Raw genomic sequence first — 12189 nt, 5'->3', positions numbered from 1 at the left:
TGATCTGCGGCAGCCTGGGCGAAGCGTATGGCTGGCATTGGGGCTTTGCGGCGGCGGGTATCGGCATGCTGTCCTCGCTGGTGATTTACCTGTGCGGCCAGCGCCATCTGCCGACGGAAGCCACGCGCACGCCTGCCCGCCAAACGGTGCGCACACCGCTCGATCGGCCGACCTGGCGACGGCTGGGCTTCCTGATGGGCGTGGCGGCGATCGTAGTGGTGTTTCGCGGCGCCTACGAACAGGTCGGCAACACCATCGCGCTGTGGGCGGATGAAGGCGTGAATCGCCACGTTGCCGCCGGCTGGAGCATTCCCATGACCTGGTTCCAGTCGCTTGACTCGCTGGTGGTGATCACCGCCACGCCGCTGCTGCTGGCGCGCTGGTCGCGCCTGGCCAAGCGCGGCATCGAAACGCCATGGCTGCACAAGATGGCGTTCGGTGCTGCCGTAGTGGGGCTGTCCTACGTGTTACTGGCCGGTGTATCCGCCTGGGCGGAGTCGCACGGCACGCGCGCCCATTGGGTCTGGCTGACGGGCTGGTTCGTGTTGATGACACTGGGCGAGCTGTACATCCTGCCGGTCGGCCTAGGCTTGTTCGGCCGCATGGCGCCGGAAGGTTTCCGCGCCACCAGCATTGCGCTGTGGTTCTTCGCCGGCTTCTTCGGCAACCTGCTGGCTGGTGCGCTGGGCACGCTGTGGACGCCGCTGTCCCACGGCTGGTTTTTCATGCTGATCGGCGGCGTGGCCGGCCTGGCCGGGCTGCTGCTGTACGTGGTCGGCCTGCGCGTGGGGCAGGTGGAAAAGCGCGAGAATGGGAGCCTGGCCGCCATGCTTTCCCGGTAAACCGATGACGACACCCAAGGACCTGCAACAAAAGCTCAAGGACCGCTGGGACAGCTTCACCGCGTCCGAGCAGAAGATCGCCCACTACCTGCTGCACAACATTCGCGACCTGCCGTTCGAGACCGCGGCATCGCTAAGCAAACGCGTCGGCGTCAGCCCGATGACGGTGGGCCGCTTTCTGCGCACGCTCGGCTATGACGGCGTCAACGAGCTGAAGGAAGAACTGCGCGGCGACGGCAGCTGGCGCCACCTGTACAAGGAACCGGAACAGCCCAAGGACACCGACGCGATCGCCGCGCACCTGCAAGCGGAAATCCGCGCGCTCACCGACGTGCATGCACTGGTCGGCACCAAGGAGTGGAAATCCGTGCTGAAACTGCTGATGTCGGCCGACCGCGTTTCGGTAGCCAGCTTCCAGCACGCCGCTTTTCTCGGCGAGGGTTTCGCCAAGACGCTGGAACAACTGCGCCCGCACGTATCGTTCCATGCCGGCGGCGACGGCGCTTACATCGACATGCTGCTCGACTCCAGCCGCAACAGCTGCGTGGTGCTGCTGGACATGCGCCGCTACTTCAAGCAATTCCGCCTGCTCGCCGAAGCCGTCATCGCCCGCGGCATTCCCTTGGTGATGATCACCGACACCGATTGCTACTGGGCGCGCGACCTCACCCCGCACGTGCTGATGATCCAACCCAGCTGGGTGTGGCACACCTACAGCGCCTACACCACCCTGTTCAGCCTGATCGCCACCTCGTTCGTGCAGGAGCGGGGCGAGGAGGTGATGGAGCGGCTGGGCGACGTCAACGAGTTGCGGCAGAAGCTGGTGGGCTATATGGGCGCGGGGGTGCGGGAATCTTCGGCCGGCAGCGGACATCGTGCGGGTGCAGGCAAACGCAGAGATTCCAAATAACCCGCAGGCTGCAATGAAACCGCGGCAAGGTGCCCAAGCAAGCCGGGCTTGCCATTTTCACCTCATATGCCGCACGCATTGATATAAATCAAACGCGCCCAAGCGCTACAGCATAGCGTCATCCCAGCTTCGTACATCGCCACGGCTGAGGGGGCATCGTGCATTCCACCTTGATGGTCATTCTGGAACTGGGCCGCGACAACGCACGCCTGCTTGGCGTAGCCGGCGATATCGCCGAGCGCCTTGGCACCGATGTCATGGGCGTTGCTGCGTGCGAGCCGCTGAAAATCGTCTACGCCTCCGGCAATCTGCCCGGCGGCATCGTGGAAATGGACGATGCCGAGATCAAGCTGCATGTTGAGGAAGCCGAACGCCAGTTCCTCGGCATCCTGGGACAACGCGGCACACGCGGCCTGACCTGGCGGGCAAGCATCACCGATTGGGCATCGAAGTTCGTGCTCAAGCAGATCCGTTGCGCGGATGTCATCCTCATGCATCAGCGCGGCGACAACGATGCGTTCGAGCAGCTGCGCTATGCCAGCACCAACGACGTCGTGATGGAAGCTGGGCGCCCCGTGATCGTTCTACCGGCACAGGTCGAAACACTGCACCCCAAGCACATCCTAATCGGCTGGCAAGACACCCGCGAAGCACGCCGTGCCGTGATAGACGCCATGCCGCTGCTGAAACGCGCCGAGCGCGTCACCGTGCTGGAGATTGCCAACCAAGGCGCCCTGAAGGAAGCAGGCGCGAACGTCGAAGACCTGGCCTACTGGCTCCATCGCCACGATGTTCCGGCGCATGGCCAGACCGTACCGGCCATCGACAAGCATGCGACGGAGCAACTGCGCAGCATCGCTACGCGGCAAGCGGTCGACTTGATCGTGGTGGGCGCCTACGGTCACAGCCGCTTCCGGCAATGGGCGTTCGGCGGCGTAACGAAGGACCTGCTGCTGCACTCGACCATTCCGGTGCTGATGTCGCACTGAGATTTCCGCGCCGCTCATCCCATGGGCGCATGGTGAAAACGAATCGCCCATGGCGGGTTGGTTCAAGGCAACACTGCCGCCCGAACACGCTGGGTTGCGCTGCGCCAACCCAGCCTATGCATGGCCGTCACTACCGCGATTGCGCACTGCTGTGCGGGGAAATTTTTCGGAAGCCCTGCCGGCAACAAGATGCTCGCGCAATGTTCCATTTCACGCCAAGCAGCTTTCGGGCTTGAGCCATCCGCAACGCCATGACACGATCGGGCCGATGACCACCAAGCCCGCCACCGCCACGCATCTGCGCGATCTTGCGCGGTTGCGCCGCGTTCGCGACCGGATCGATCGGGAGTACACGCAGCCGCTGGATGTGGAAGCGCTGGCGCGCGGCGTGCATATGTCGGCCGGGCACCTCAGCCGGCAGTTCCGGGCTGCCTACGGTGAATCGCCCTACAGCTATCTGATGACGCGGCGCATCGAGCGAGCCATGGCGTTGCTGCGCCGGGGCGATCTCAGCGTTACCGATGTCTGTTTCGCGGTCGGCTGCGCATCGCTGGGCACCTTCGCCACGCGGTTCACCGAGCTGGTCGGTATGCCGCCTGGCGCGTACCGGCGCCAGCAGGCGCACGCAACCGTGGGCATGCTTTCGTGCGTGGCCAGGCAGGTGACACGACCGATCAGGAATCGAGAAGCGCCGGTCGCGGAGCCGAAACTAGACTGATCCCCATGGACCTCACCACCACCGAGAGAGCAATCACCATGGATATCACCATCCACTCCAGCTTCCTGCCGCAGAACGATCCGGACGCCGCCCTGGCCTTCTATCGCGACACCCTCGGCTTTGAGGTGCGCAACGACGTGGGCTACGGCGGCAAGCGCTGGATCACGGTAGGGCCGGCGGCCCAGCCCGGCACATCGATCGTGCTGTATCCGCCGGAAGCCAGCCCAGGGATCACCGACGACGAGCGCAGGACCATCGCCGAAATGATGGCCAAGGGCAGCTTCGGTATCGTGCTGCTGGCAACCAAGGACCTGGACGGCACCTTTGAACAGCTGCAGACCCGCGACGTGGACATCGTGCAGGAGCCGACCGACCAGCCGTACGGGATTCGCGACTGCGCCATTCGCGACCCTGCCGGCAACATGATCCGTATCCAGCAATTGCGCTAAGCGTTTATCGATCAACCCGAAGCGCGCGCCATCGCCCTGCAAGCGACATCCCGGCATTGGGCTGGGATGTCACCCGGCCTGTTTCTGCCCCGCGCATAATCTGGGTGTGCAATTCGGCGTGAAGCTGCCTACCGGCAACTACGGCGGAGAAACCGCGGATGGCCCCCTGGCGGGTCACCCCGTGACATTCCGCAACGGCCTCGGTCTGGGGCAGTCGCTCGATACGGATCTGCAGGCCGGCACGGGCAGCGCCGACCTGATCGCCGGGGCGTATTACTCCCAGCCGGTCAGCCAGAATTTCGACGCCTTCGCCAATGCGCAATTCCACGCAGCCGTGAAGGAAAACCTCGATCGCCCCGGCGCCGATTATCGCCCCGGCAACCTCATACGCCAGCGCACATGCAGAAGACGGCCTGGCCGTGCTCGGCTTCAGCCTCGACGAACCGGACAACCTCGATCAAGTGCGCAAGGTGGCCGGCACACTGAGCTTTCCGGTGGGCCTGCTTGGCGATTCGCACGTGCCCGGCTACGGACGCATCTGGCATCTGCCGGTGAGCTTCATCATCGATTGCGACGGCAAGCTGGTCGACGATGGATGGAAGGATAAATCGCCTGCGCTGACGCATCAGCAATTGAATCAGGTGGTAACGCCATTGCTAAGCCATGTGCATTGAGGATGCCACGGCGGCTTGACGATGGAAGGGCGGCCGACGCCGCCCTTCTCTATCTCACGTAGTAGTGCCGCCCTGCGCCGTCGAAGCTGCCGGATCGCATGCAGCAGTTCTTGAAACAACCTCGCAGAGCCGCACGGGCATGGATCGTTGCGGCCCAGTTTCTCGAAATAATTCCTTGTTGCCGTGAACGACGCGGTTGCCTTTCTTGACCCGTTGTTCGGAGGGATAGCCCTTGCGGCGTTTGCTACTGCGCTCGAAAGCTGAAATTGTTGGATGACATGGCACATCTCCTTTGTGTTGTTGAGGCGATACTTCGCAGCGGTACCGAGGGATCCTTTACCGTCATAAGGACAATCGCAAGCAATATCTTCCTCATGACGATTCCCGTTTTGACAGGCCGCCATTCGCAAGTGTAGATGAAGTCGCCTTACGGCCGGCATCGACCTTAGCCCGGTGCTGACATGGGCAGGGCCGCTGCATTACATGTCGCCCGCGAGATGGAGATCGTGCAGGAACCGACCGACCCGCCGTGCGGCATGCGCGACTGCGCCAGGTGCGGCACACCGCCTCCAAGGGTGTGCCGCGGTAATGATCATGCGGACCCTGGCGCCTTACCTGCGCAAGTCATACCGAAGCATGGCTGCACATTCGTTGAGAAAGTGGATGGCCACCAGCAAGCTGGAATAGGTCGTCGTCGGCAACGGCCACGAAAGTGGCTGCACCGCTTCGCCATCCGCCCAGGCTTCGCCGTAGGCATCGCTGTCAGCGAGTAGGCATGTGATGACAAGCTTCACATGCTCGATGCCAGCGATGGCGGAGACGATTTCCAGTTGCGTTTTCTCAACGTCGCCCACACCGTCCGGCGGCGCGCCAGGAATGTGGGTGAACGGATAATCGGGGAGCCCCGACTGGCGTGCGGGTGCCGTATGATCTGGCTCAGCCATATCAACTAGTCCTCTTAGTTGGGTGGTTAGCGGAGCGTGGGAGTTGGTAGCTCTCACGTTCCGCGCTTCTCACAGCATTGCTGCCATGGCCATCGATGTCGCTGCACAAGAGAGCATCGGTGGCGAGCCGAACGTAGCAAGTCGGCGTGATCGCGTATGTAGGCGGTTGCCGTTTTGTGATTGACGAAGCGGCGCGATTTGAAATGCATAAGGGCACTTCTATAAATTGCCCTCATAGCGAAGCGGGCATCTGGATCATCGCGAAAAACGGTTCCCTCCCCCGCGAAGCAGGGGAGGGAGTGCATCATGGCGAGAATCAAGTTGTACCGACTTGTCACGCTGTTGGACGAGTAGTGGGCGATTTACAGAAGTGCCCATAAGGACGACCGAAGGGCAGCGCTCCTGGCGCGGAGCAAATATCACCCCGCCCCGATCGCCTTCACAATCTTGTCCAGATCGGCATCACTCACCGGATTGTGCACAACCATGGTCAGGTCAGGCCGGCCATCCACCGCAAAGGTGGAATGCTCGAAAGCAAACGGCCCAAACACCGGATGATTGATGTGCTTGATCCGCTCGTGATGGGCGTGAACATGCGTGTCGCGCCACATCCGCGCAAAATCCTCGCTGCGGCGGCATAGCTCATCGACCAGCTCGCCCACCGCCGAAGCCGCCCCTGCACGCACGACATCCGCGCGAAACGCACCCACCACATAGCGCGCCACGCTTTCCCAATCGTATTGCGCCGCGCGTATGCGCGGGTCGAGAAAAATGTGTTTCAGCACATTGCGGTTTTCCGGCGCAAGCGAAGCATAGTCGACCAGCATGGCCGTCGCTGCCTTGTTCCATGCCACTACATCCCAGGTTGCCGTGCGGATCAGGGCCGGGCTGGGATTGAGCCGGTCGAGCACGCGCTGCAGCCGCGGCGTAATCGCATCGCGCTGCTCGTAGCGCACCTCGGGCGGGCGGCCAAGGCCAAGCATGAAAATGTGTTCGCGCTCCGGCTGCGTCAGCATCAATGCCTCGGCAATGCGCTCCAGCACCTCGGCCGACGGCGCACCGCCGCGCCCTTGTTCCAGCCAGGTGTACCAGGCGGTGCTGATGTGGGCGCGTTGTGCGACCTCCTCCCGGCGCAGGCCCGGCGTGCGGCGACGCGCAGACGCAAAGCCGAAGGCCGCCGGGTCCAGCTTGCTGCGGCGATCTTTCAGGTAACTCCCGAGCCGATTGGGGCGCGCTTGTTCGCTCATCCTGTTAGTCATTATCACACGATGAAATCACTACTTTTCTACGATAAGTCTACGCGCCATGTTAGCGCCACTGACATGCGGAGATCGTTTCATGCGCGTATTCATTACAGGTGCGAGTGGCTGGGTCGGCTCGGCCGTGGTCAAGGAGCTGCTGGCAGCCGGGCATCATGTGTTGGGCCTGGTGCGATCCGAAGCCGGTGCAAAGAAGGTTGCCGAATTGGGCGCCGAAGTGCTGCATGGCACGCTCGACGATCTGGCGGTGTTGCAGCAAGCAGCAGCACAAGCGGACGGCGTGATCCACACCGCGTTCAACCACGACTTCTCCAAGATCGTGGCCAGCTCCGAGCAGGAACGCCGCGCCATCGAGGCCATCGGCGGCGTACTGGAAGGTTCGCAGCGCCCCTTTGTGGTGACATCCGGCGTGGCCTTGCTGGCACCCGGCCGGGTGACGAGCGAAGACGATGCAACGCGCCCACCGCTCGCATCCTTCCCGCGCTCACCGGAAACCGCTGCCTTTGCCTTTGCAGCGCGCGGCGTGCGCACCGCGGCGATCCGCCTTGCACCCACCGTCCACGGCATCGGCGACAACGGTTTCGTGCCGCGCCTGGTGCAACTTGCACGGCAAACAGGCGTCTCCGCCTATGTGGACGAAGGCCGCAACCGCTGGCCGGCCGTGCATTGCCTGGATGCCGCACACCTGTATCGCCTGGCGCTGGAAAACGACGCCGCGCAAGGACCCTTCCACGCCATTGCCGAAGAAGGCGTGCCAGTCAGGCAGATCGCCGAAGCGATTGGCCGCGGCCTGAACATCCCGGTGGTTTCCCTATCCGGCGACAAGGTGGCCGAGCATTTCGGCTGGTTCGCAAACTTCGCCGCCATCGACTGCCCCAGCTCCAGCCCACGCTCGCGCAACCTGCTGGGATGGCAACCCGAACAGCCGACGCTGCTGGAAGACATGGACAAGGCGGCGTATTTCGAGGCGCACAACAGATAACACGTAACCCCATCGCCGTCATTCCCGCGAAAGCGGGAATCCACCCAACTTTTTGCTTCGGAGCAAGATGGATTCCCGCTTTCGCGGGAATGACGTCAAGCAAAAATGGGGCGCGGCGTTGAATTCGAGTCACTTGCCGAGCAAGAGCGCGTAGGCTGGGATGAAATCCCAGCATCGCCGGAAACGTGATGAACAACATGGGAGCACCGGCGTCGGCGTTGACCATGCCCGATGCGAGTAGCGCGGTGGCTCCCAATGCCGTGGATCTTGTACGGCGCATCTTAATCCCCTGCTGGTATGGTCCCTTGAAGCTTCCGAGAGCTGGGATTGTCATCCCACCCTACGCCTAATGCTCCGAACTTAACGTTCGCCGCAAGGTATTTCCGCCCAGACGTCATTCCGGCGAAGGTCGGAATCCATCGCAAATACAGGCATGGATTCCGGCCTTCGCCGGAATGACGACCGCATTGAATGGCATTGATACGCACCTTAAGTTCGGAGCATTGAGCCTACGCCCTGTTCTGATTGAGCTTATGACCGCCTCTGGCGTCGGACGGCGCTTTCAACAAAAAATATCCAGAAAGCAGCGCTACCAACCACGAGAGCACTAAGCAGCCATTTCCCTACGATCCGGGAAGTGGGTTCCGGCGTCATTGAGTAGGGAAAGTATTCATAGGAAGGCGACCAGATCGCCATCAGCGCCATCCCACCGAAAACGACGGCCAGCAGAAGCACGATTACCCATCCAAACAGGCGCTTTCTTTGTATGCGATCGACGCGCGGCGCTTGCTCCTCATCCGCATCCTCCATGTCATAACCGCCCTCGATGCGAGCATTCATGACATCGAGCGCCATCGCCAGATGCTCCCTGCGCACAAACACGCGAACGCCACCGAAAGCTTGAAACCACAGCAGGTTGGTTTGCGTGACGTTCGCGCCCGACAAATGCGCGTCCACACCTTCGGCCTGCAAGCGGCCAAGTAAAATCTGTGCATCCAGCGGTGAAAGACCGCCCACCAATTGCCGGAACCCGTCCGGTATTTCGAGGCCGGCATCGCCCGTATCCCCGGCTTGATCCGACAGCCCAGGGCGCAGGCCTCTCCGATTCAGCTCCGCCATCAACAGCGCCAGCGAGCCTTCGTCGAGCTGCCCCGAAGCGAAATGCGCTTGCAGTTCTTTGTCAGACATCCTGGCGTATTGACGCACCAGATCGCTTTCCATATTCGTCCTTTGCACCCTATATGGCGGCCGCTTTCGCTACGGAACGTAGCGAGAAGCCATTATCTCGCTGATTGGAAGAGGTTCCGCAGATCCATGCTGGCCGGCACTTCGACACGGCGTTGCATATCCCGCACTTCCGACCATTGCTTTCCGTTATGAACCTGCACTTTTTCCTCTATCAGCTGCACGCGACATTTGGGGCAGCCATGCAGGATGGTATCGATGGTCATTGCCCCCTTGCCTGGTTTGGATACCTTCGACTGCGCTCGCAGTAACGAAGCAAATTCAGCGCTGTCAAAGGGATGACGGAATACCTGGTTGTAGTACTGTAGGGCGCTGTCGGTATTTGCATACGACCGTGAACGCTTGGACAACTTCCGGAAATAGACGTCGCAAGCCGAACAGAACGGCTTCGCACGCAGGAAGCCCCATACCATCAGACCGCCCAGGAGAAAACCCACGAAATAAATAGCCGCCACGCCATAACCGACAGAGCCAAGCTCATTGGGCTCTTCATGCATGTCCGCCCCGACGCCCAACTGCAAGTGCGCCTTGGTAAACAAGATATCCAGATAACGTCCAAACGAAACCACGTCGGCAACGTGCTGACCATCCGCCAGCACCAAGGTAACGTAACCCAGATAGTAAATAAGGAGCTGTGTCAGTCCGGCATTGACGACCATCTCCAACAACAACCATGCATCGGGACGCTTGTTCAAGCGCACGCTGCCGAAGTAATACCCCGACGCCGCCAATCCACCTGCGGCAATCGCACCTATAGGCAGCAAGCCCCATACGCTAAACGTGTAGAGGTCCTCGCCCCATGCTTTGGACGCAAACACAAAGACGAGGGCCGTTATGACGGACGTAGCAAGACCGCAGGCTGCAATAGCCAATGAACGAACAATGCTGCTCATTTTCCTTCCCCTGTTCCCTGTCGAATCGAACAACCACCTTTCGGTGCCCCGTGTTGCATGGCGCCCTCGACACGCTGCGCCACTTCCGAAAGCCGGGATTGTCATCCCAGCCTACGGGCTAGCCTTAGCTCCCCGCCGCGCCATTATTCCCGCGGAGGCTTTACTTGCGCTTTTTATAATTTCGCCGTCGTGCGAAGCACGCCGGGCAAATCCCCGTGTGCTTCGCACGCGCAGTTGTCAACGCCTTATGGCGGCGACGCCCCAAGCAAGCCCACCTTATAGCCCGCCTCACGCAACCGGCCTGTGGCCTTCATGCTCAGCACCACCAGAATCACCAGGTTCACCAGTGGAATGAAGCTGCCAATAACCAGCAGAACCTTGGCGCCGGTGGAATATTCAAAGCCTCCGCAAAGACGGAGAATGCCGATAAGCGACATCACGATCGCCACCAGGCTGGCTGCCAATGCCAACCCTCCAGATGAACGCTGGAGCGAGATGCTTACGACGTTCAAGAGGATCGAATAGATGATCAGCTTCTGACCGCTGGCAATCTGCTGCAGATCGGCGCTGTCCGACGGACGATCGTCAACCTCGGAATGTGGTGTTTCGTACGGATTGTTGCTGCTCATGCTTCCCCCTATCAGCGTGAAGACAACCTGCCGGTGTTGCGCGGCAAAGTGTCTGAAAAACAGCCCCTAAGCGATGGCTGCGACCCTGCATCTATGCCTCCGGCGACGACACCTCGCTGCCGAGCTCTTCACGGCGCAGGCGCATATACATCATGCCCATCAACCCCAACGCCATGGCTCGCCAAACGATATGCACAAGCAACGCCTTGTGAGCCGGCGTTCCCACGGAAACGTGCAAAAACAGATAAAAATTCAAAGGAAGCACTAGCAACTGGTAGATGCCAAGAACCCAAAGCGGTCCACGACTTGGCTTCGCGGCCAGCCAGATCAGGCCCGTCAGCAGCCACAGTACATCCAGTGCATTTGCACCTACGGTCTTGGTCGTGATCATGCCAATGACAAACCAGAGCAAATGTCCCGCCTGTACGCTTAGCGCCGGCAGAGCGATACGCCTGTCCTCGGGCAGAAGCTTCCATGCGGCAAAAAAAACGGCACCCGTCCCGACAAGTGGGATCATTAGATTGGCACCAGAATAGGCCCCCAATCCCCAGCCAATAACCGCCCCTACCACTGAACCAATTTTCAGGGTGGTACTAGGTGTACTGTCCCTTGTTCCACCAATCGTGGATGCGTGCTTTGCACGCTGAAAATCGCTTGGATTCATTTTCTCTCCCCTGTTCCCTGTCGATTCCATCTTTCGGTGCCCCGTGTTGCATGGCGCCCTCGACTCGCTCCGCCACTCACTGCATTCTAAGCCGCAAATATGTCGGCAAGCCTAGTGCAAGCAATGATTCAGCCAACAGATGTTTCGCGAAAGACCATCCCCGACACACCGTGCTCTGCAAGCCGCTCCTCCAGCACAGTTTTCCCCGCATCATTAATGCAAAAGAGCGCCACTGAGATCGAAGCGCTTCGCCAGCTCCTTGCTGCGGTCGGAATCGCTTTCGTCATCGTCGGCCGCGAAAAGCATTGCCGCCTTGTCGATCAAGCTCGTCGTTATTTCCCAAAGGCTCATATTGGATGGCTCGGTTAACACGGAAAGACGCCATTTATGATTTGGCCCTTGATGGAACTGCTGCGCGCCTAACAGACAGATATCGTCAATCGAAATCGTAGACCGTTACAGCTATTCCATGACTAATAAGAGTTTCCTTGATGATCGGCTCTATGTCTTCCCACCTGCCGCCCGCCAATCCACAGCCTATCCTTGGCATGTGTACCGTCGCTGCTGCTTCCATCGCATGCATAGCAATGGCGCTCAACCCTTTCCTAATGGCCTCGTAGCGGATAGGCGGTGCATGCTGCCCACGGCGAGCAACGCCGTGCTGGCCGATCAGATTGGCCACTTCAAGCCCGGGCTCGACTGGCACAAACTGGACCTCACCCAAAGAAGGCACCGAACCGCCGGAAAATGCTGACCGATAAGCAAGCTCCGGTGTCTTCCAGCGCTTACTTATCGCCATGACGAAACCCTTCCCCCATTTGCCCTCGTCGTTGCAGACGTGAGCGATGATTGATCTTGCCCCTGGTTCACGGACACGTAGTTAAGCGACATACCGTAGCTCGAACTCTGCAGGGCTGAGATAGCCCAGGGTCGAGTGAAGCCGTTGGCGATTGTAGTAAACCTCGATGTATTCGAATACGTGCGCTTTGGC

At 60.5% G+C, this 12189-nt stretch carries 15 protein-coding genes and 1 pseudogene; 7 read left to right on the top strand and 9 right to left on the bottom strand.

What is annotated here, in order from left to right:
* From VMA74_RS12295 to VMA74_RS12270, 6 genes and pseudogenes are all read left to right on the top strand, one after another.
* Positions 1-842: pseudogene (locus tag VMA74_RS12295) on the top strand (MFS transporter); the annotation flags it as partial.
* A gap of 4 nt (positions 843-846) precedes the next feature.
* Positions 847-1752: a MurR/RpiR family transcriptional regulator gene (locus tag VMA74_RS12290; protein WP_325367326.1), complete on the top strand. Its 906-nt coding sequence runs from the start codon at positions 847-849 to the stop codon at positions 1750-1752.
* Between the two features lie 158 nt (positions 1753-1910).
* Positions 1911-2741, top strand: a complete 831-nt coding sequence (locus VMA74_RS12285) for a universal stress protein (protein ID WP_325367324.1) — start codon at positions 1911-1913, stop codon at positions 2739-2741.
* 268 nt (positions 2742-3009) lie between these two features.
* A complete protein-coding gene (locus tag VMA74_RS12280) occupies positions 3010-3459 on the top strand; it encodes a helix-turn-helix transcriptional regulator (protein WP_325367322.1) in 450 nt (149 codons plus the stop codon).
* Between the two features lie 38 nt (positions 3460-3497).
* Complete coding sequence (locus VMA74_RS12275; protein WP_325367320.1) at positions 3498-3908, top strand: VOC family protein; 411 nt, start codon at positions 3498-3500, stop codon at positions 3906-3908.
* A gap of 419 nt (positions 3909-4327) precedes the next feature.
* The gene (locus tag VMA74_RS12270) at positions 4328-4582 is read left to right on the top strand and encodes a hypothetical protein (RefSeq protein ID WP_325367318.1); all 255 of its coding nucleotides are present in this window, start codon (positions 4328-4330) and stop codon (positions 4580-4582) included.
* On the opposite strand, the gene VMA74_RS21640 is transcribed toward VMA74_RS12270, so the two are convergent.
* From VMA74_RS21640 to VMA74_RS12260, 3 genes are all read right to left on the bottom strand, one after another.
* A complete protein-coding gene (locus tag VMA74_RS21640; protein WP_414649607.1) occupies positions 4546-4869 on the bottom strand; it encodes an SEC-C metal-binding domain-containing protein in 324 nt (107 codons plus the stop codon). The two genes, VMA74_RS12270 and VMA74_RS21640, sit on opposite strands and share 37 nt — an antisense overlap.
* Positions 4870-5193: 324 nt before the next feature.
* Positions 5194-5526 (bottom strand): hypothetical protein, encoded by a 333-nt coding sequence (locus VMA74_RS12265; RefSeq protein ID WP_325367316.1) that lies wholly within the window; start codon positions 5524-5526, stop codon positions 5194-5196.
* Between the two features lie 419 nt (positions 5527-5945).
* Positions 5946-6773, bottom strand: a complete 828-nt coding sequence (locus VMA74_RS12260) for a helix-turn-helix transcriptional regulator (protein ID WP_325367314.1) — start codon at positions 6771-6773, stop codon at positions 5946-5948.
* 91 nt (positions 6774-6864) lie between these two features.
* Between VMA74_RS12260 and VMA74_RS12255 the strand changes: the two genes are divergently transcribed.
* Positions 6865-7767 (top strand): SDR family oxidoreductase, encoded by a 903-nt coding sequence (locus VMA74_RS12255; RefSeq protein ID WP_325367312.1) that lies wholly within the window; start codon positions 6865-6867, stop codon positions 7765-7767.
* A 531-nt stretch (positions 7768-8298) separates the two neighbouring features.
* Here the strand turns inward: VMA74_RS12255 and VMA74_RS12250 are convergent.
* From VMA74_RS12250 to VMA74_RS12225, 6 genes are all read right to left on the bottom strand, one after another.
* Positions 8299-8988, bottom strand: a complete 690-nt coding sequence (locus VMA74_RS12250; protein WP_325367310.1) for a hypothetical protein — start codon at positions 8986-8988, stop codon at positions 8299-8301.
* A 59-nt stretch (positions 8989-9047) separates the two neighbouring features.
* Positions 9048-9905 carry a hypothetical protein gene (locus VMA74_RS12245; protein ID WP_325367308.1) on the bottom strand — a complete coding sequence of 286 codons (858 nt, stop codon included), beginning with the start codon at positions 9903-9905 and terminating at the stop codon, positions 9048-9050.
* Between the two features lie 245 nt (positions 9906-10150).
* Positions 10151-10534, bottom strand: coding sequence for a hypothetical protein (locus VMA74_RS12240; RefSeq protein ID WP_325367306.1), 384 nt, complete (start codon positions 10532-10534; stop codon positions 10151-10153).
* Between the two features lie 91 nt (positions 10535-10625).
* The gene (locus tag VMA74_RS12235; protein ID WP_325367304.1) at positions 10626-11198 is read right to left on the bottom strand and encodes a hypothetical protein; all 573 of its coding nucleotides are present in this window, start codon (positions 11196-11198) and stop codon (positions 10626-10628) included.
* A 436-nt stretch (positions 11199-11634) separates the two neighbouring features.
* Positions 11635-11997 (bottom strand): hypothetical protein, encoded by a 363-nt coding sequence (locus VMA74_RS12230; protein WP_325367302.1) that lies wholly within the window; start codon positions 11995-11997, stop codon positions 11635-11637.
* 81 nt (positions 11998-12078) lie between these two features.
* Positions 12079-12189: IS3 family transposase (locus VMA74_RS12225; RefSeq protein WP_325367328.1), on the bottom strand; the 111-nt coding region annotated here is incomplete at its 5' end.

The organism is Dyella sp., from assembly GCF_035508675.1.
Classification (GTDB): domain Bacteria; phylum Pseudomonadota; class Gammaproteobacteria; order Xanthomonadales; family Rhodanobacteraceae; genus Dyella_B.
This window is presented reverse-complemented; position numbering and strand designations above follow the sequence as displayed.

Bases quoted from the DNA above. Each gene is read 5' to 3' on its own strand.
- VMA74_RS12260 (WP_325367314.1), bottom strand. From the start codon at position 6,773: ATGAGCGAACAAGCGCGCCCCAATCGGCTCGGGAGTTACCTGAAAGAT.
- VMA74_RS12280 (WP_325367322.1), top strand. From the start codon at position 3,010: ATGACCACCAAGCCCGCCACCGCCACGCATCTGCGCGATCTTGCGCGG.
- VMA74_RS12290 (WP_325367326.1), top strand. From the start codon at position 847: ATGACGACACCCAAGGACCTGCAACAAAAGCTCAAGGACCGCTGGGAC.
- VMA74_RS12245 (WP_325367308.1), bottom strand. From the start codon at position 9,905: ATGAGCAGCATTGTTCGTTCATTGGCTATTGCAGCCTGCGGTCTTGCT.
- VMA74_RS12255 (WP_325367312.1), top strand. From the start codon at position 6,865: ATGCGCGTATTCATTACAGGTGCGAGTGGCTGGGTCGGCTCGGCCGTG.
- VMA74_RS12230 (WP_325367302.1), bottom strand. From the start codon at position 11,997: ATGGCGATAAGTAAGCGCTGGAAGACACCGGAGCTTGCTTATCGGTCA.
- VMA74_RS21640 (WP_414649607.1), bottom strand. From the start codon at position 4,869: ATGTGCCATGTCATCCAACAATTTCAGCTTTCGAGCGCAGTAGCAAAC.
- VMA74_RS12235 (WP_325367304.1), bottom strand. From the start codon at position 11,198: ATGAATCCAAGCGATTTTCAGCGTGCAAAGCACGCATCCACGATTGGT.
- VMA74_RS12265 (WP_325367316.1), bottom strand. From the start codon at position 5,526: ATGGCTGAGCCAGATCATACGGCACCCGCACGCCAGTCGGGGCTCCCC.
- VMA74_RS12275 (WP_325367320.1), top strand. From the start codon at position 3,498: ATGGATATCACCATCCACTCCAGCTTCCTGCCGCAGAACGATCCGGAC.
- VMA74_RS12240 (WP_325367306.1), bottom strand. From the start codon at position 10,534: ATGAGCAGCAACAATCCGTACGAAACACCACATTCCGAGGTTGACGAT.
- VMA74_RS12250 (WP_325367310.1), bottom strand. From the start codon at position 8,988: ATGGAAAGCGATCTGGTGCGTCAATACGCCAGGATGTCTGACAAAGAA.